The sequence below is a fragment of the Pseudomonas sp. NPDC077451 genome, from assembly GCF_044543345.1.
Taxonomy (GTDB): Bacteria; Pseudomonadota; Gammaproteobacteria; order Pseudomonadales; family Pseudomonadaceae; genus Stutzerimonas.
The window spans coordinates 197789-215179 of record NZ_JBITVX010000002.1 but is presented as its reverse complement, the minus strand read 5'-3'; the positions used below and the strand labels follow the sequence as shown (position 1 = coordinate 215179).

18 protein-coding genes are annotated in these 17391 nt (G+C 58.7%); 2 read left to right on the top strand and 16 right to left on the bottom strand.

Annotated features, from left to right (window positions below; translation table 11 throughout):
* Nucleotides 1-148: 148 nt before the first annotated feature.
* The 13 genes from ACIGHL_RS04710 to ACIGHL_RS04650 all read right to left on the bottom strand — a co-directional run bounded on the left by ACIGHL_RS04710 (nt 149) and on the right by ACIGHL_RS04650 (nt 10349).
* Nucleotides 149-934, bottom strand: a complete 786-nt coding sequence (locus tag ACIGHL_RS04710) for a TatD family hydrolase (RefSeq protein ID WP_128119414.1) — start codon at nt 932-934, stop codon at nt 149-151.
* Between the two features lie 124 nt (nt 935-1058).
* A complete protein-coding gene (locus ACIGHL_RS04705) occupies nt 1059-1415 on the bottom strand; it encodes a PilZ domain-containing protein (RefSeq protein ID WP_025241024.1) in 357 nt (118 codons plus the stop codon).
* 34 nt (nt 1416-1449) lie between these two features.
* Nucleotides 1450-2439, bottom strand: coding sequence for a DNA polymerase III subunit delta' (locus tag ACIGHL_RS04700; RefSeq protein WP_128119571.1), 990 nt, complete (start codon nt 2437-2439; stop codon nt 1450-1452).
* The gene (gene tmk / locus ACIGHL_RS04695) at nt 2432-3064 is read right to left on the bottom strand and encodes a dTMP kinase (RefSeq protein ID WP_128119415.1); all 633 of its coding nucleotides are present in this window, start codon (nt 3062-3064) and stop codon (nt 2432-2434) included. Before tmk ends, ACIGHL_RS04700 begins: the two co-directional genes overlap by 8 nt.
* Nucleotides 3061-4128: an endolytic transglycosylase MltG gene (mltG, locus tag ACIGHL_RS04690; protein WP_128119416.1), complete on the bottom strand. Its 1068-nt coding sequence runs from the start codon at nt 4126-4128 to the stop codon at nt 3061-3063. The genes tmk and mltG overlap by 4 nt, the downstream gene beginning before the upstream one ends.
* Entirely contained in the window at nt 4125-4940 is an 816-nt protein-coding gene (pabC, locus tag ACIGHL_RS04685; RefSeq protein ID WP_128119572.1) for an aminodeoxychorismate lyase, read from the bottom strand. The genes mltG and pabC overlap by 4 nt, the downstream gene beginning before the upstream one ends.
* Before the next feature lie 2 nt (nt 4941-4942).
* The gene (fabF, locus tag ACIGHL_RS04680) at nt 4943-6187 is read right to left on the bottom strand and encodes a beta-ketoacyl-ACP synthase II (protein WP_216706881.1); all 1245 of its coding nucleotides are present in this window, start codon (nt 6185-6187) and stop codon (nt 4943-4945) included.
* Nucleotides 6188-6365: 178 nt separating this feature from the next.
* Nucleotides 6366-6602, bottom strand: a complete 237-nt coding sequence (acpP, locus tag ACIGHL_RS04675; RefSeq protein WP_003283670.1) for an acyl carrier protein — start codon at nt 6600-6602, stop codon at nt 6366-6368.
* 191 nt (nt 6603-6793) lie between these two features.
* Entirely contained in the window at nt 6794-7537 is a 744-nt protein-coding gene (gene fabG, locus ACIGHL_RS04670) for a 3-oxoacyl-ACP reductase FabG (RefSeq protein ID WP_045428830.1), read from the bottom strand.
* Between the two features lie 14 nt (nt 7538-7551).
* Nucleotides 7552-8490 carry an ACP S-malonyltransferase gene (fabD, locus tag ACIGHL_RS04665; RefSeq protein WP_128119417.1) on the bottom strand — a complete coding sequence of 313 codons (939 nt, stop codon included), beginning with the start codon at nt 8488-8490 and terminating at the stop codon, nt 7552-7554.
* A gap of 62 nt (nt 8491-8552) precedes the next feature.
* Nucleotides 8553-9623 carry a phosphate acyltransferase PlsX gene (plsX, locus tag ACIGHL_RS04660; RefSeq protein WP_128119418.1) on the bottom strand — a complete coding sequence of 357 codons (1071 nt, stop codon included), beginning with the start codon at nt 9621-9623 and terminating at the stop codon, nt 8553-8555.
* 3 nt (nt 9624-9626) lie between these two features.
* Nucleotides 9627-9809 (bottom strand): 50S ribosomal protein L32, encoded by a 183-nt coding sequence (gene rpmF, locus ACIGHL_RS04655; protein WP_019342480.1) that lies wholly within the window; start codon nt 9807-9809, stop codon nt 9627-9629.
* 12 nt (nt 9810-9821) lie between these two features.
* Nucleotides 9822-10349 (bottom strand): YceD family protein, encoded by a 528-nt coding sequence (locus tag ACIGHL_RS04650; RefSeq protein WP_128119419.1) that lies wholly within the window; start codon nt 10347-10349, stop codon nt 9822-9824.
* A 104-nt stretch (nt 10350-10453) separates the two neighbouring features.
* Here ACIGHL_RS04650 and ACIGHL_RS04645 point away from each other — a divergent pair, with 104 nt between their 5' ends.
* A complete protein-coding gene (locus tag ACIGHL_RS04645; RefSeq protein ID WP_128119420.1) occupies nt 10454-11032 on the top strand; it encodes a Maf family protein in 579 nt (192 codons plus the stop codon).
* A 7-nt stretch (nt 11033-11039) separates the two neighbouring features.
* Here ACIGHL_RS04645 and sppA read toward each other — a convergent pair whose 3' ends face one another.
* From sppA to rluC, 3 genes are read right to left on the bottom strand one after another with little or no spacing between them, the layout of a single operon-like run.
* On the bottom strand, nt 11040-12023 hold the full coding sequence (gene sppA / locus ACIGHL_RS04640; RefSeq protein WP_128119421.1) for a signal peptide peptidase SppA: 984 nt from the start codon (nt 12021-12023) through the stop codon (nt 11040-11042).
* A complete protein-coding gene (locus ACIGHL_RS04635; protein WP_128119422.1) occupies nt 12013-12702 on the bottom strand; it encodes an HAD-IA family hydrolase in 690 nt (229 codons plus the stop codon). The genes sppA and ACIGHL_RS04635 overlap by 11 nt, the downstream gene beginning before the upstream one ends.
* Nucleotides 12695-13648 carry a 23S rRNA pseudouridine(955/2504/2580) synthase RluC gene (rluC, locus tag ACIGHL_RS04630; protein ID WP_046161970.1) on the bottom strand — a complete coding sequence of 318 codons (954 nt, stop codon included), beginning with the start codon at nt 13646-13648 and terminating at the stop codon, nt 12695-12697. Before rluC ends, ACIGHL_RS04635 begins: the two co-directional genes overlap by 8 nt.
* A 550-nt stretch (nt 13649-14198) precedes the next feature.
* On the opposite strand from rluC, the gene rne reads away from it, so the two are divergent.
* The gene (rne, locus tag ACIGHL_RS04625; protein WP_196240437.1) at nt 14199-17342 is read left to right on the top strand and encodes a ribonuclease E; all 3144 of its coding nucleotides are present in this window, start codon (nt 14199-14201) and stop codon (nt 17340-17342) included.
* Nucleotides 17343-17391 lie beyond the last annotated feature (49 nt).

The window sequence follows — 17391 nt, the reverse complement described above, 5'->3', positions numbered from 1 at the left end:
CTGACGGAAGGCTATGCTTTGAGCGCCAACCCAAACCCTCGTATCCGCATGCCGGCTACCGGCATGTGCATTAAGCGGCGCGGATTGTACACGGCATGTGCGGAGAAGGCCCGCCAAGCACACCGCCTTGCACGCGCGCTCGCGCTCGTCAGTTCTTGACGCGCGCCAAGGGAAAAAGCCGCTTGAAGTTATCTGTGGTTTGAGCCGCCAGCACCTCGAAGCCGACCCCGCGCAGATCGGCGAGATACTCGGCGACCTCGCGCACATACTGCGGCAGGTTCGGTTTGCCGCGGTAGGGGATCGGGGCCAGGTAAGGCGAATCCGTCTCCACTAGCAGGCGATCCGCAGGAACACGGCGAGCGACATCCCGCAAGGCATCGGCGTTGCGAAATGTCACGATGCCGGATAGCGAAATATAGAACCCTAGATCCAAGGCAGACTTGGCCATGTCCCAGTCTTCGGTGAAGCAATGCAGTACGCCGGCCTGCGGCAACGAAGCCTCGCGGAGCAGCGCCAGCGTGTCGGCACGAGCCGCACGAGTGTGGACGATGACTGGTTTACCGCTGATCCGCGCGGCATCGAGATGCAGACGGAAGGATTGCTGCTGCAACTCGGCGGCTTCAGGCTCGTAGTGGTAGTCAAGCCCTGTTTCGCCGATCGCCACTACACCGGGCGCGTCCAGTTCCTGCAGCAACCAGTCCATGGCAGGTTCGGCACCCGGCTCGAGGTCCAGCGGGTGCACCCCCACCGAACAATCGACGTCGTCATAGCGCTGCGCAAGCGCTTTGACAGCAGCAGTATTCTCGGCGCTGACACCGATACAAAGGAAATGCCCAACACCACGCTGACGTGCAGCATGCAGAGCTGCATCGAGGGAGTTGTCGTGCAACGTAAGATCGAGACGATCGAGGTGGCAATGCGAGTCGATCAGCATGGAAAAGTACCCGAACCGAAAACGCGCCATTGTAGAGCAAAGCAGCCCATCGGTCGCAGTCAGGTCAGCGCGGCGGAAAAAGCAACGGCAAAAAAGCTAAGCGAACGAATCGCTTGCGATGACGCTACATGGTGTGCGTTGGACGGTCTGATTTCATCGCGCCGGCGAGGTAGGTTTCAATCTTGTTGCGGGCAGTCGAGTCACCCTCATTGAACTGCACGCCAACGCCTGCGGCCCGGTTGCCTTGGGCGCCCTTGGGCGTGATCCACACGACCTTACCCGCAACCGGAATCTTTTCCGGCTCGTCCATCAGGCTCAGCAGCATGAACACCTCGTCGCCAAGCTTGTAACTCTTGTTAGTCGGAATGAACAATCCGCCATGCTTGATGAACGGCATGTACGCCGCATAGAGCACTGACTTGTCCTTGATGGTCAGAGACAGAATGCCGTTACGCGGACCAAGGTTTGCAGGCAGGCTCATGCGGTATTCATTCCTAACAACAGTTCGATGGATTCTAGCTTGGCCCGGGCAAGCTTGCCCACTGCACCAGAAGCGCTTCGAGAAGCAAGACACGATTAAGATTGGCTTTGCCCAGCACCTTCTGTCGATGGGCAAGCAACCAATCCTGCAGCACCAGCAGCCGGTCGGGTGACGACTTCTCCGCCAGGTATTGAATCACCTTCTGCATATCGGCTGCGCCAAGCCCTTCTTCATCGCCGGTCATTTGAAAGCGCAATATCAGATGCGCCCATTCGCAAAACCAATCGAATAACAGGATCAGCGAATGCGAACTCCAGGCCTCAGCCAGCTGACTGGGAGATTGCTGCCGTTTGAGCAGTTTCTTTACCCCGTCGACTACTTGCACCCGCATATCGAGTACGCCCGCACCCTGCAGCTTGAGCGCGGCCAATGGCGAATTGGCAGACAATGCAAGCAGCTCCTCACGCTGCGCGGGCGACACATCTGGAAGTTGAACCGCCAGCCAATCAAGGCTCTGCTGGCGCCCAGGCAAGGGGCAGCTTTGTTGCACGCAGCGACTCTTGATCGTCGGTAGCAGCCGGCTGGGCTGATGACTGATAAGCAACAGAACGGTATCGCCAGCAGGCTCCTCGAGGCTCTTGAGCAACGCGTTGGCGGCGTTAAGGTTCATCGCCTCGGCTGGCTCGAGCAGAACGACCTTACGCCCACCTAGCTGAGCAGTCTGAGTAACAAAACCTACGAGGTGGCGAACCTGATCGACCTTGATCGCTTTGTCGGCCTCTTCCGGTTCCAGAATGTAATGGTCTGGATGGGTATGCGCTGCAAGCAACAGGCAGCCTTTGCAGGTCCCGCACGCACTCAGTGCGGCCGGCCGTTGACACAGTAAAAGTGCCATCAGCTGTTCAGCTAAGGCGCGCTTGCCAATACCGGCGGGCCCGTGCAGCAAATACGCATGAGCATGCTGTTGACGACCGGCCAGCAACTGCCAGAGATCAACCTGCCATGGAAGAATGCCGTCAGCCAAGCGCACGCTCCAACACCTCAGGCAGAAGCCTGTCCAGACTCTGTTGTACTGCGGCTAGAGACTGGCCTGCATCGACCACACGATAGCGCTGCCGGTCCTGCTGCGCCCGATTGAGATAGGCGCTGCGCACGGCCTCGAAGAATTCGAGCCCTTCCTGCTCGAAGCGATCAAGACGTCCCCGTGCAGCGGCGCGGCTCAGACCGATTTCAACGGGCAAATCGAAGATCAGCGTCAGGTCCGGACGCATCTCACCCTGAACAAAGCTTTCAAGCTGCTCGATACGCGGGGTGGGGAGACCGCGGCCACCGCCCTGATAAGCGTAGGTGGCATCGGTAAACCGGTCGCACAGCACCACAGCACCTCGCGCGAGTGCGGGCCGAATGACCTGAGCAAGATGCTGTGCGCGTGCCGCGAACACCAACAACAGCTCCGTATCGCTGTTCATGGGTTCGTCTGCAGGCGCCAACAGCAGTTCACGAATGCGCTCAGCCAACGGCGTGCCCCCGGGTTCACGCGTCAGGACGACGTCTAGGCTGTGTTCACGCAAGCGCTGCGCGAGGTACTCACGGTTGGTGCTCTTGCCCGCGCCTTCGGGCCCTTCCAATGTAATAAAGAGTCCTGTCACTGGGCATTCTCAATCGGCGCCGGGGTTTGCCGGGGCGGTGGGCTGGAACGATAGTCTGCTCGGCGCTTGAGTTGATATTCACGCACCGCGCGATTGTGTTCGCTCAACGAATCACTGAACACGTGGCTGCCATCCCCCCGCGCGACGAAGTAGAGGCTTTTTCCTTCAACCGGGTGCAGCGCAGCGTGAATCGCTTCCCGGCCAACCATCGCGATCGGCGTCGGTGGCAACCCGCTGTTGGTATAGGTGTTGTAGGGGGTCGGCCTGCGCAGATCGCTGCGGGTGATCCGCCCCCTATATTGTTCGCCCATACCATAGATCACCGTCGGGTCTGTCTGTAGCAACATGCCTTGCTCCAGCCGGCGAACGAAAACGCCAGCGATCTCGCCGCGCTCTGACGGAACCCCTGTTTCCTTTTCGATGATTGAAGCCATGATCAGCGCCTCATACGGGTCTTGATAGGGCAAGCCTTCGCTACGCTGTTGCCATTCCTCCGCCAGCACCGTTTCCAGCCGTGAATAAGCACGCTGGAGCAGCTCGAGATCGGTGACACCGCGGGTGAAGCTGTAGGTGTCAGGGAAAAAGCGACCCTCGGGGTGCGAACCGGCTTGGCCGAGTCGCATCATGACTTCATCATCTGACTGACCAACAATCGTCTGCTTTACCGTAGGCAGCGCCTCAAGCGCGGCGCGCACCTGGCGAAAATTCCACCCTTCGACGATGGTCAGGGTATGTTGCACAACCTCGCCACGCTGCCATAGCCCGATCATGTCGCGGGCAGTCATCTCTGGCCGCAGTTGATATTCGCCGCTGTGCAAGGTGTGTCCTGAGAGCTTCAGCCGCCAGTGCAGCCGCAACCAGAACGAGTCGCTCAACACGCCGTCTCGCTCCAGCCGTTGCAATAAGCCACTGGGCGTATCCCCAGACTGAACCTCAAGCGTTTGCGCTGCGCCAAGCTGCAGCGGCTGCCCCAAGGCGGAGTGAAGCTTCCAATAGACCAGGCCGAGCGCCAGCGCAGCGATCAGCAAGGCGCCGAGGAGCACAAAAGACAGTTTTCGAATCACGTATTGCTCGACAGATCAGCCACCAGGCTTTGAAGTTTACGTGTGACAGGCCCCACCGGCCATACACTGGCATCCAATTGGCGAACAGGCCAAATGCCATACAGGCTGTTACAAACGAAGACCTCGTCAGCGCGATAGAGCTGCCCTAGCGACAGATCGCCGACCTGGGTCGGCACGCCGGCAATCCGCGCGCGGTCCAGCACTTCTTCGCGCATCACCCCTGCGACCCCGCAGCGCTCAAGGGACGGCGTCATCAACCTGCCCAATTCGACGATGAACAAGTTACTGAAAACGCCTTCGATGACCCGCCCGGAGGTGTCGCGCATCAAGCCTTCGGCGTAGACCGGATCCTGCCACTCGGCTCGGGCCAGCACTTGTTCCAAACGATTGAGGTGCTTCAGACCGGCCAGAATTGGCTGCTCGGCAAGACGGGTAGTACAGGGGTACAGGCGAACGCCCTGTTCGGCATGTGCTTTCGGGTAGTTCGGAAGGGAGGATCCGGTAAGGACGGTTCGAGGCATACAGGGGACGGGCGGAGCATAGCCTCTCTTGCCCTCCCCTCGACTGACAATGAGCTTGGCGACACCCTCTCCAAGTTCGGCACTGAAAGCGATGAGTTGGCTACCTACGCCATTGATGTCGCAGGGGATCGCCAGACGCCGGCAGCCATGTTCCAGCCGCTGCAAATGCCGATCGAGCAGTTCGGGGCAGCCGGCCAACACCTTGATTGTTTCAAATAGGCCGTCGCCGTAAGCAAGCGCTCGATCATGAATGGGCAGCCCTTCAGCTGGCTGCCCATCCACCCAGCTCAACGTCACTCGGCGAACCGGCGGAACACCAGCGACCCGTTGGTGCCACCAAAACCAAAGGAGTTGGAGACCGCAACATTGATTGTCCGCGGCTTGGCCTCATGCGGGACGAAATCGAGGTCGCATCCTTCGCCGGGTTCATCAAGGTTGATCGTCGGCGGCGCCACTTGGTCGCGTATGGCAAGCACGCTGAAGATTGCCTCGACAGCGCCTGCCGCACCAAGCAGATGACCGACCATCGATTTGGTCGAACTGACCGACAGCTCGTAAGCGTGATCACCGAATACCGTTCTGATCGCAGCAGCTTCCGCCTTGTCGCCGGCCGGCGTCGAGGTGCCATGGGCGTTGATGTAGTCGACCTGTTTGGCATCGATCCGCGCGTCCAATATAGCGTTACGGATGCAGCGAGCAGCACCCGCGCCATCATCAGGCGGTGAGGTCATGTGAAACGCATCTGCACTCATGCCGAAACCAATCAGCTCGGCATAGATCTTCGCCCCGCGAGCCTTGGCATGCTCGAGCTCCTCTAGCACCAACGCGCCCGCGCCGTCGGACAACACAAAGCCATCCCGGTCCTTGTCCCACGGGCGGCTGGCCGAAGCAGGATCATCGTTGCGGGTGGACAATGCACGAGCGGCGGCGAACCCACCTATTCCAAGCCCGCTGGCCGCCATTTCCGACCCACCAGCGACCATCACATCAGCCTCGCCATAGGCGATGTTGCGCGCAGCCATGCCGATGCAATGCGTACCCGTCGTGCAGGCCGTAGCAATGGCGTAGTTAGGGCCTTGCAAACCAAGATGGATCGATAGAAAACCGGAAACCATGTTAATGATCGAGCCCGGCACGAAAAACGGCGATATACGGCGCGGCCCCTGCTCGATCAATGCCTTGCAGCTGTTTTCGATATTGGTCAGGCCACCAATGCCCGAGCCCATGGCGACGCCGACACGCTCGCGATCGGCATCGGTGATTTCCAGCCCGGAATCTCGTACTGCCTGGAAACTGGCGGCCAGTCCGTACTGGATGAAAAGGTCGAGTTTGCGAGCCTCTTTAGCGGGCAGGTACTGCTCGACATCGAAATTCTTGACTGATCCGCCAAAGCGAGTGGAATAGGCGGAAAGGTCCATATGCTCTATTAGGCCGATACCACTGCGGCCGGCGAGAATCCCCTGCCAGCTGCTTGGCACATCGTTACCCAGCGGCGAGAGCATGCCCATACCGGTAATTACGACGCGTCTACGCGACACAGCAATTCTCCTTGCATTCATTCGACTCGCCCTGCTCCGCTAGCATCTGTAACGGAAAGAGAGCCGCCTTCACAGATGTCGGCCACCGGCACGACCAGCTGCATTCAACTAACTCAAACAAAAGCCGCACTGCCCTTTCGAGGCAGTGCGGCTTACTGGTTCGAAGCAGGACTACGACTTACTGCGCGTGCGCGTTGATGTAATCGATAGCTTCTTGAACAGTGGTGATCTTCTCGGCTTGCTCGTCCGGGATTTCGGTCTCGAATTCCTCTTCCAGAGCCATCACCAGCTCAACGGTGTCAAGGGAGTCGGCACCCAAGTCTTCGACGAAGGAAGCGCTGTTGGTAACTTCCTCTTCTTTGACGCCAAGTTGCTCGGCAACGATTTTCTTGACGCGTTCTTCGATGGTGCTCATACCTTGTTTTCACTCCTATGGAAAAATCAGGCAGCTGGTCTGCGCGGTAGTGTATAGAAAGCGTTTTCCGCATTTCAAGCTGAAAGCGGGCAAGCATGAACCTGCTTTCAACCATCTGTCTATAAACAAACCACAGTTTTATAACGAAACTAATCAGCCGTTATGACTGCGTACATGCGTCGGGCGTCACATTAGCTCATGTACATACCGCCATTCACTGGGACAGTGGCCCCGGTGACATAGGCGGCACCGTCAGAAGCTAGGAAGGCGACGACCTTGGCAATCTCTTCCGCCTGACCGAGGCGACCCAGCGGGATCTGCCCCAGTAATGCGTCACGCTGAGCTTCTGGCAGCTCGCGCGTCATATCTGTATCGATGAAGCCCGGAGCCACGGCGTTGACCGTGATACCGCGCGAACCGACTTCACGTGCCAACGCGCGACTGAAACCTTCGAGTCCGGCTTTGGCCGCGGCGTAGTTTACCTGCCCGGCGTTACCCATGGCACCCACCACGGAACCGATACTGATAATTCTCCCCCAACGGGCTTTAGTCATGCCCCGCAGAACACCCTTGGTCAAACGATAAAGGCTGCTGAGATTGGTATTGATCACCTCGTGCCATTCGTCGTCTTTCATCCGCAACATCAGGTTGTCCCGCGTGATGCCGGCGTTATTGACCAGAATAGCCGGCTGACCGAGGTGCTGCTGAATATGCTCCAGGGTGGTGGCAACTGATTCATCACTGGTGACGTCCAACACCAGCCCAGCACCTTCGATGCCGTTCTCTTTGAGCGTCTCAGCAATGCGCTCAGCCCCTGAAGATGAGGTCGCCGTGCCGATCACGATGGCGCCTTGACGTCCAAGTTCAAGCGCTATGGCCTGACCAATACCACGACTGGCGCCTGTTACCAGCGCGACCTTGCCTTGCAAATTCATACCTATCTCCTTATTCAGAGCACTGCGCCACGGGTGGCCGCAAAACCTTCGGGGGTGTCCAGATTGTAGGTACTGAGGCCTTTGACGCAGCGCTTATTGAGACCGGAAAGTACCTTGCCCGGGCCGCACTCGACCAGACCGGTCACACCGTGTTCGCTTAGCACAACAACAGTCTCGACCCAGCGAACCGGACTATAGAGCTGAGCCAGCAGATTGCGTCTAAGCGAGTCGAGATCCGAAACGATTGCTGCACTGACATTTTGCACCAATGGGATCTCGGGGGCCCGCCAGCCGGCGCCGGTCACGGCAGCGGCAAACTGCTCGGCTGCAGGGCGCATCAGGTCGCAATGAGAAGGCACGCTGACCGGCAGCGGCATGGCGCGCTTGGCACCCTTGGTTTTGCAGACATCGATGGCTCGCTCGACCGCCGCAGCGTTGCCGGCAATCACGACCTGGCCTGGCGCGTTGAAGTTGACCGCACTTACGACCTCACCCTGCGCCGCCTCGCCACACGCTGCCAAAACATCGGCATCCTCTAGACCCAAAATCGCGGCCATGCCACCGGTACCGGCCGGAACAGCCTGCTGCATCAGCTGACCCCGCAGCTCGACCAGTTTCACCGCATCGGCAAACGGAAGGCTACCAGCAGCAACCAACGCCGAGTACTCGCCCAGGCTGTGACCCGCGACGAAGGCCGGCTTCGCACCGCCCTCAGCCAGCCACAAACGCCACAATGCAATCGAAGCGGCGAGAATGGCGGGCTGAGTCTTGTCGGTCTGATTCAGTTGGTCCTCTGGACCCTGCTGACAAAGTGCCCACAGATCGTAACCCAACACAGACGAGGCTTCGGCAAAGGTATCGATGATCAGCGATTGCTGGGCGCCATGCTCGGCGAGCATGCCTAGGGCCTGGGAGCCCTGGCCTGGAAAGACGAATGCAAGTGATGCGGACATGAAAACGGCTCTCTTGTGGTTGTTCGTCAGAAAAGAATACGCACTTGGGCGCAACGAATTGTTCAGTTGGATGCCGATCCACCGGGCGCAGTCACATCACCCGGGTCGCTTGTGGACCGATCAGTCACAAGCAAGTGCTCGAGACGGCTGCGCAATTGCGCCGGAAGATTTCGTTCCACATCCTGTGAGGCACGGCGTATAGCCGACCGAAACCCCTCGCCCCCTGCGCTACCATGGCTCTTCACGACAATACCCTGGAGCCCAAGGAAGCTGGCACCGTTGTACTGAGCTGGCCGCAGGTCCGCCCGCAACTGACGCAGCAAGGGCAGAGCCAGCGCACCGACCAGGCGTGCAATCAATGAGCGACGGAAAAGCAGCTCGACCCGCGTAGCTACCATATGTGCCAAACCTTCGCTGGACTTGAGCAAAATGTTGCCAACAAAGCCATCGCATACCGCGACATCTGTTTCGCCGCGAAACAGCCCGTCACCCTCGATGAAGCCTTGATAGTTGATACAGCTAGCCTGCTGCAACAGCCCGGCGGCCGCTTTGACCTGTTGATTACCCTTGATTGCTTCGGTACCAATATTCAGCAACGAGACGCGCGGCTGCTCGATACCAAGACTTTGCGCCGCAACCGACCCCATGACAGCGAATTGATAGAGCTGCTCGGCCGTGCAGTCCACATTCGCGCCGAGGTCAAGCAACAGGCACGACCCCTCAAGCGTAGGAATCGCAGTCACCATCGCCGGGCGATCCACCCCAGGCAGGGTTTTCAATACCTGCCGAGCAAGTGCCATCAGCGCACCAGTATTCCCGCCACTGACGCAAGCCTGAGCCTGCCCATCACGCACCATCTCCAGAGCGATGCGCATGGACGAGCGCGGCTTGGCGCGCAACGCCTGCGCTGGACGCTCATCCATACCGATCACTTCATCGGCATTGACAATCGACAGACGAGCGCGATCCACAGCTGGATGCCGAGCGATAATTTCTTCTAACAGGGAGGATTGGCCAACCAAGGCCAGATGAAGCGAGGGGTATTCAGCCAGACATTGGACACTGGCCGGAACAATGCAGTGGGGACCGAAGTCCCCACCCATTGCATCGATCGCTATGATCGGAGCAGACAAGGTTTACTCGTCAGCGCCCTTATCGATCACTTTACGACCACGGTAAAAACCTTCCGGAGAAACGTGGTGACGCAGGTGAACTTCACCGGTGCTCTTTTCCACGGACAGGGCGTTCGGCTCGAGTGCATCGTGCGAACGACGCATATCACGGGCGGAACGGGATTTTTTGTTCTGCTGAACAGCCATTGGGATCAACTCCTAAACGTTTGGGTCACGCTTTAACTGAGCCAGTACGCTGAACGGGTTGGACCGCGATACCTCGTCCTCTTTCGGCTCGGGCTCATCAGGCCCAGCCGGCGGCTGGCAAACTTCTTGGTCATGGAGTGGAACAATCGGAAGAGCGAGCAGAAGCTCCTCTTCAACTAGCGCCAGCAGATCCAGAGGATCCTCTCCCACTTCCAGCACGTCATAACCCTTAGGCAGGTGCTGACTGCTCGACCCTTCATTCACCACGGCATAATCGCATTCGCTGTGAATAGGCAGAACAACCGGCTCCAGACAGCGCTGGCAAATCATCGTGACCTCAACATCCAGCTCACTGTGGATGACCACAGTGCGCTGCTCGTCGCGCCCAAAATCGAAACTGGCGCGCACCACACCCTTATCATCCTCAAGAGGATCGACGAGCCGCTTCAGCCCAGACAATTGCAGCTCGCCCTTCAGGGAAGCCGCTCGGTCAGCGAGCTTGCGCGGATCTACGTGCGGAGGTATTGGTCCTTTCAACATAAGCGCGGCATTCTAGGGATGCGCCTGTCGACTGTCAAAGGAATTCAGCCGCACAATAACGCTCGACCGACCATCGATCAGTACCTATATATAAAGGAAGAAGAATGCGACCCCTGCTTCTCGCATCAAGCTCCCCTTATCGTCGCGAACTGCTTTCACGCCTTCAGCTTGAGTTCGCTTACAGCGCTCCGGAAATAAATGAAACCCCACTCACCAGGGAGCTACCGGAACATCTCGTACGCCGCCTGGCCCTAGAGAAAGCCAAAGCCTTGGCACCCTCTCATCAGAATCATCTGATCATTGGCTCCGACCAGGTCGCCGTGCTCGGACAAAACATCCTTGGCAAACCTCACACATTCGACCGAGCAAAGAGCCAATTACAGAGCTGCAGCGGCAAAAGCGTAGACTTTCTAACCGGATTGGCACTGCTGGACAGCCGAACCGGGGCCGCCCAGATCGACTGCATCGCTTTTACCGTTCACTTCCGGACGCTTGGTGATCAGCAGATCGAACGCTACCTGCGGGCCGAACAACCCTACGATTGCGCCGGCAGTTTCAAGGTAGAGGGCTTGGGAATCAGCCTGTTCCGCAGCACCGAAGGAACAGACATCACCAGCCTAATTGGGTTACCCCTGATCCGACTGGTAGACATGCTTAACAATGCCGGGGTCGAAGTACCCTGACACTGCACTAACGCAGCTGAGGCCCCTGGAAACCCATCCACAGGGCAAGCTGCGAACCAATACTGACACCGAGCTGCTTGGTAAACCGCTCCAAAGGCGAGTCTTTGACGGTGAAATCCACCAGCTCAGCTTCCCCAATTACCTCGCGTGCGACATAGCTGGCATTGCCAAGACCATCAATCAAACCGAGCTCAAGCGCCTGCTCACCAGACCAGATGAGCCCGGAAAAGAGCTCAGGATGCCCCGCGACTTGCAATCGATCGCCCCGCCCCTGCTTCACGCTGTCGATGAACTGCCGGTGAGTGGTAGCAAGCACGCTGCGCCAGAACTCGGTTTCCTCTGGCTTTTCCGGCTGAAAGGGGTCTAGAAACGCCTTGTGCTCCCCTGAGGTATAGACACGGCGCTCGACGCCCAGCTTGTCCATTGTCTCGACAAAGCCAAAGGTCGCAGCGGTGACGCCGATAGAGCCAACCAGACTCGACTTGTCGGCATAAATTTCATCCGCAGCGCTTGCAATGTAATAAGCGCCAGACGCCCCTAGATCGGCAATCACTGCATAAACTTTGATGGCCGGATACTCCCCACGCAACCGGCGGATCTCATCATAGATATAGCCGGACTGCACCGGACTGCCACCCGGACTGTTGATCCGCAACACCACACCCTTGGTATTTGAATCCTCAAAGGCCGCACGCAACGCACCGACAATGTTGTCTGCACTCGCCGCCTCTTCATCGGCAATCATTCCGCGGACATTGATGATCGCAGTGTGGGTATCACCAACAGCTTTCCCTTCCCCCATGTGCAACAGCGGCGAAAATATCAGCAGCACCCCAAAGAGATAGACGAATGTCAACAGCTTGAAAAAGATCCCCCAACGCCGAGCTCGCCGCTGCTCCTGGACGCCGGCAAGCAGCGTTTTCTCCAACAGCTTTAGACTAGTACGGTCTTCCTTAGACTCATTCACGGGTTTCCCCCATTCATCCGACATATGCAACCACCTCAGCGTGACCAGCAGCAGAGCACAGCCAGTCACCGAGCTCCGAAAAATGATTGATAGCCATGCACGGCGAACACGACAACAGCACCTCGACGGGTTGTGCGCCGTAGGCAACCGCAACACTGTCTACGCCTGCGCGCCTTGCCATCTCCAAATCGAACACCGAATCCCCGATCATCAGAGCCCGCTCGGGCCCGACCCCGCAGTGAGCGAGGATTTCGTGGATCATGAGCGGGTCAGGCTTGCTCGCAGTCTCATCAGCACAGCGGGTCACATCGAAAAAATCAGTCCAACCCTGCCCTGCTAGGACCCTATCCAGCCCGCGCCGCCCCTTGCCAGTCGCCACAGCAAGCTGATGCCCCTGATCACGGAACTGTTGTAGCGCGTGCGCCACACCTGGATAAAGCGCCGACGGCTCAGCCTCCAGTGACAAATAATGGTCGGCGTACGCACGACGGAACGCCTCAACCAACCTTCTGTCGGTGACATTTGGATATAGCGCGGCTATCGCCTCAGGCAGACCCAACCCAATAATCCCCTTGATACTGCCCTCATCCAGCCGCGGCAGGTCACACCGGGCCGCAGCAACCAAAATGGATTCAACGATACGCCCGATGGAATTCACCAACGTCCCATCCCAATCGAAGATCAGCAGTTCGTACTTATTCACCAAGCCTCTCCAGCGTCCGGGCCCAGACATCATCGACCGGCGCCTCCAAACTCAGTTCGCCACCGTCAGGCAAAGGAACCTTCAGCGCATAGGCATGCAGGAACAGGCGCTTACCACCCAGATCACGAATGAGTGCGGAAAACTCTTCATCACCATATTTATTATCGCCAGCGATGCTGTGACCGGCATGGCGGGCATGCACACGAATCTGATGCGTACGTCCGGTTACCGGCTTGGCCTCGACCAGCGTAGCGAAGTCGCCAAAACGGCGCAGCACGCGAAAAAGTGTCAGTGCGTCTTTGCCCTCGTCAGTGACCTCCACCATCCGCTCACCTGAACGCAGGGTATTTTTCAACAGCGGCGCATTTACTTGCTTCTTACCGGTGTCCCAGCGCCCCCGCACGAGAGCCATGTAGCGTTTGTCGACCCCATCGCCCCGCAATTGCAGGTGCAAGTGACGCAGCATGCTGCGTTTCTTTGCGATCATCAGCAACCCGGAGGTGTCCCGATCCAGGCGATGCACCAGCTCCAACTCCTTTGCATCCGGGCGCAACTGACGCAGCGCCTCGATAACCCCGAAGCTGAGCCCGCTGCCTCCATGCACCGCGATCCCTGCAGGCTTGTTCAACACGATCAAGGCTTTGTCTTCGAAAACGATTGCCGCCTCAAGCCGCTCGAGAAGCCCTTGCGCAAGCGGGACTGGCTCGTCCCGCTCAGGCAACCGAAGCGGTGGCACCCGCACGACATCACCCGCCTGAAGCTTGTACTCGGGTTTAATACGGCCTTTGTTTACCCGCACCTCACCCTTGCGCAAAATGCGATAGATCAAGGTCTTGGGCACACCTTTGAGCTGGGTACGGAGAAAGTTATCAATGCGCTGGCCGGCAAGCTCCGGCGAGACCTCGAGCATTTGCACGCCGGAGGTCTGAGAGGGGGTATTGGTCATGCGCGGATGATATCAATTTTCCCTTATTTGAAGCACTTAAACATTACTGTTATAGTCCAGGCGCCGCCAAAAGCGGACAGGTTAGAGAATGCCAGCGAAACCGCCATCCTTGACCCAGCAATGTTCCAGGACGTGAGGCCGTCCAGCGGAGCTTTTCTCAAGCAGCAGAAGCTCCGAAACAAGCCTTGAAGACATGATGCGTGTTCCCGAAGGGGAATCACGATAATCGATAACCCGCTCCCGGATTCTGCGAGCGGCACCCGATTTTCAAAGTATGAGTGTTGGGTGGAGATGTACAGCCCTCGGATTGCGTAGTAAAGGCTTTCATAGACGCTTCATTCCGTCCGCTACCGATTGCTGATTCCTCCTCCCGAACCATTGCTTCTGTTCCGACAGTAAGCAGGAGACGTCGTCGCGACGCCGGCCCAACTGGCCTGAAATCGCTGGACACTGGAGTGCCTTACAACCATTCCTGACTCACCTGACACCGACCGCGAGAGTCGTGTGTGCCGAACGCCGTTTCCGCTGCCTTGGAAACCGACGGTACTACATGAAAAGAATGCTAATTAACGCAACTCAGCCTGAAGAGTTGCGTGTCGCACTGGTCGATGGCCAGCGCCTGTTCGACCTTGACATCGAATCCGGTGCTCGTGAACAGAAGAAAGCCAACATCTACAAGGGTAAGATCACTCGCGTCGAGCCCAGCCTTGAAGCCGCCTTCGTTGATTTCGGTGCCGATCGCCACGGGTTCCTCCCCCTCAAGGAAATTTCCCGCGAGTACTTCAAGAAGTCGCCGGAAGGCCGCGTCAACATCAAAGAAGTCCTGAGCGAAGGCCAGGAAGTCATCGTTCAGGTCGAAAAAGAAGAGCGCGGCAATAAAGGCGCTGCCCTGACCACCTTCATCAGCCTCGCCGGTCGCTATCTCGTATTGATGCCGAACAACCCGCGCGCGGGCGGCATTTCTCGTCGAATTGAAGGCGAAGAACGCAACGAACTGCGCGAAGCACTGAACGGCCTTGATGTCCCTGCCGATATGGGCTTGATCGTCCGTACTGCCGGCCTCGGCCGTTCAAGTGAAGAAATGCAATGGGACCTCGATTACCTGTTGCAGCTATGGAGCGCAGTCAAGGAAGCCTCTCAGGATCGCGCCGCCCCCTTCCTGATCTATCAGGAATCCAACGTCATCATTCGCGCCATTCGCGACTACCTGCGCCAGGACATCGGCGAAGTTCTGATCGATAGCGTCGAAGCCCAGGACGAAGCGCTTTCCTTTATTCAGCAGGTCATGCCGCAGTACGCGAGCAAGATCAAGCTGTACGAAGATCCTGTACCACTGTTCAACCGTTTCCAGATCGAAAGCCAGATCGAGACGGCCTTCCAGCGCGAAGTGAAGCTACCATCCGGCGGTTCCATCGTTATCGACCCGACTGAGGCGTTGGTGTCCATCGACATCAACTCGGCGCGCGCCACCAAGGGCGGCGACATCGAAGAAACTGCCCTGCAGACCAACCTGGAAGCGGCCGAGGAAATCGCCCGCCAGCTGCGCCTGCGCGACATTGGCGGCCTGATCGTCATCGACTTCATCGACATGACTCCGGCCAAGAATCAGCGCGCCGTTGAAGAGAAGGTTCGTGAAGCACTGGAAGCTGACCGCGCACGAATCCAGGTCGGCCGCATCTCGCGCTTCGGCCTACTGGAAATGTCCCGCCAACGCCTTCGTCCATCGCTCGGCGAGACCAGCGGTATCGTCTGCCCGCGCTGTAATGGCCAAGGCATCATTCGCGATGTCGAATCATTGTCGCTGGCCATCTTGCGTCTGATCGAAGAAGAAGCCCTTAAGGATCGTACCGCCGAGGTCCGCGCCCGCGTTCCCTTCCAGGTTGCCGCCTTCCTTCTCAATGAGAAGCGCAACGCGATCACCAAGATCGAACTGCGCAGCCGCGCGCGCATCTTCATCCTGCCGGACGATCATCTGGAGACGCCGCACTTCGAAGTGCAGCGCCTGCGCGACGATAGCCCGGAAATTATCACTGGTCAGGCCAGCTATGAAATGAGCCCAACCGAGGTTGAGGAAGTTCAGCCGGTCAGCTCGACGCGCACACTGGTTCGCCAGGAAGCGGCCGTCAAAACCGCACCACAGCGTACCGCGCCCGCGCCGGCCCCGATCGCTGCGCCCGCTGAGCTGCCTGCACCCGCCACTCAGGAGCCAAGCCTGTTCAAGGGGTTGGTCAAGTCCCTGGTCGGCCTCTTCGCCGGCAAGCAGGAAACGCCAGCCGCCGAAGTCGAGAAGAAACCCGCCGCTAGCAGCCGCCCGCAACGCAACGATGAACGCCGTAGTGGGCGCCAGCAGAACCGTCGCCGTGATTCGCGCAGCAACCGCGACGAAGAGCGCAAGCCTCGTGAAGAGCGCGCCCCTCGTGAAGACCGTCAGCCTCGTGAAGAGCGTCAGGCGCGCCCTCCACGCGAAGAGCGCAAGCCACGGGAAGCTCGCGAACCGCGTGAGTCTCGCGAGCCAGTCGAAGCCAGCGAAAGCACTGCACAGCCGCAACAGCAACCACGTCGTGAGCGCACCCCACGCGAAGATCGTCAGCCGAGAGAAGAGCGCAAACGCGAATTGCGCGCACCGCTCGATGATGTCGCGCAGACCGCTCCAGTCGCGGCGAACGGCGAAGAAAGTTCTGAGCGTAAGCCGCGGCCGCCCCGCGAAGAGCGCAAACCTCGTGTAGAACATGTAGAACAAGCCGAGGAACAGCAGAACGAAACCGCGGAGACCGCTCAGGAGGAGCAGGAGTCGCCAGAAGGTAGCGATCGCCCACGCCGCCGCTCTCGTGGCCAGCGTCGCCGCAGCAACCGCCGTGATCGTCAACGCGACGCCAACGGAAACGAAATCGACGACGAGGCCCAAAGCAACAACGCCGAGGTAAGCGAAAGCAATGCGCCGGTGAAATCTGAACAAGTCGCCATTGCCGCAACTGCCGCCGCTCTCGCAGCGAACACCGCAGACACCGACACCGCACCCACTGAGATTCAAATTGAAGCAAGGGAAGCGGAAGCCCCAGCTCCAGCTGTGGCCGTTAATAACACGCCCGAAGCAACCGAAGTTGACAAGCCAGCTAATGTTCCCGCGACTCAGGATAGCGAAGCCGTGACACCGGTTATCGCAGTAGCGGAGCCAGCTCCGGCGGTGCAGAAAGCCAGCGAGCCCGAAGCGTCAGCAACGGCGCCCGAGACTTCACAGCCTGAGGCTACACCTGCTTTCGAGGAGCCGACCCAGACCGCGACCGAGACTGAAGCGCCGGTCGTGACGGCTAGCGGTCGTGCACCTAACGACCCACGTGAGGTCCGCCGCCGCCGCTTGGAGCAAGAGCGTCTTGCTAAAGAAGCAGCCGAGGCCGAAGCGAAAGAGAAAGCGACCCCCGAAACCCAAGCTCCGGCAGAAATGGCCAGCCCTGAAATCGTTGTCAGCGAACCGGACACCGACGCGACAAATGAGCAGCCAGCCAGCACGGCAAATGGCAATGCAGAGCCAAGCGTTGCCCGGAAGCCGGAAACACCACCTGCCGAACCTGAAGCCGAACAGGCCGTGACCGAGCTGCTCCAGCCCGAAGTGGAGGCGATCAAGCCCGCCACTGAAGCTGACGCGGATGCGCAGGAGGAAGCCGATCCGCAGGGCCTCGACAAGCGTCAAGACTGACAGGACCAGCGATGTAGAAAGGGGATGCTTCGGCATCCCTTTTTTATTT

Bases quoted from the DNA above. Each gene is read 5' to 3' on its own strand.
- ACIGHL_RS04710 (WP_128119414.1), bottom strand. From the start codon at position 934: ATGCTGATCGACTCGCATTGCCACCTCGATCGTCTCGATCTTACGTTG.
- ACIGHL_RS04705 (WP_025241024.1), bottom strand. From the start codon at position 1,415: ATGAGCCTGCCTGCAAACCTTGGTCCGCGTAACGGCATTCTGTCTCTG.
- acpP (WP_003283670.1), bottom strand. From the start codon at position 6,602: ATGAGCACCATCGAAGAACGCGTCAAGAAAATCGTTGCCGAGCAACTT.
- fabG (WP_045428830.1), bottom strand. From the start codon at position 7,537: ATGAATTTGCAAGGCAAGGTCGCGCTGGTAACAGGCGCCAGTCGTGGT.
- fabD (WP_128119417.1), bottom strand. From the start codon at position 8,490: ATGTCCGCATCACTTGCATTCGTCTTTCCAGGCCAGGGCTCCCAGGCC.
- rpmF (WP_019342480.1), bottom strand. From the start codon at position 9,809: ATGGCTGTTCAGCAGAACAAAAAATCCCGTTCCGCCCGTGATATGCGT.
- ACIGHL_RS04650 (WP_128119419.1), bottom strand. From the start codon at position 10,349: ATGTTGAAAGGACCAATACCTCCGCACGTAGATCCGCGCAAGCTCGCT.
- ACIGHL_RS04645 (WP_128119420.1), top strand. From the start codon at position 10,454: ATGCGACCCCTGCTTCTCGCATCAAGCTCCCCTTATCGTCGCGAACTG.
- sppA (WP_128119421.1), bottom strand. From the start codon at position 12,023: ATGTCGGATGAATGGGGGAAACCCGTGAATGAGTCTAAGGAAGACCGT.
- rluC (WP_046161970.1), bottom strand. From the start codon at position 13,648: ATGACCAATACCCCCTCTCAGACCTCCGGCGTGCAAATGCTCGAGGTC.
- rne (WP_196240437.1), top strand. From the start codon at position 14,199: ATGAAAAGAATGCTAATTAACGCAACTCAGCCTGAAGAGTTGCGTGTC.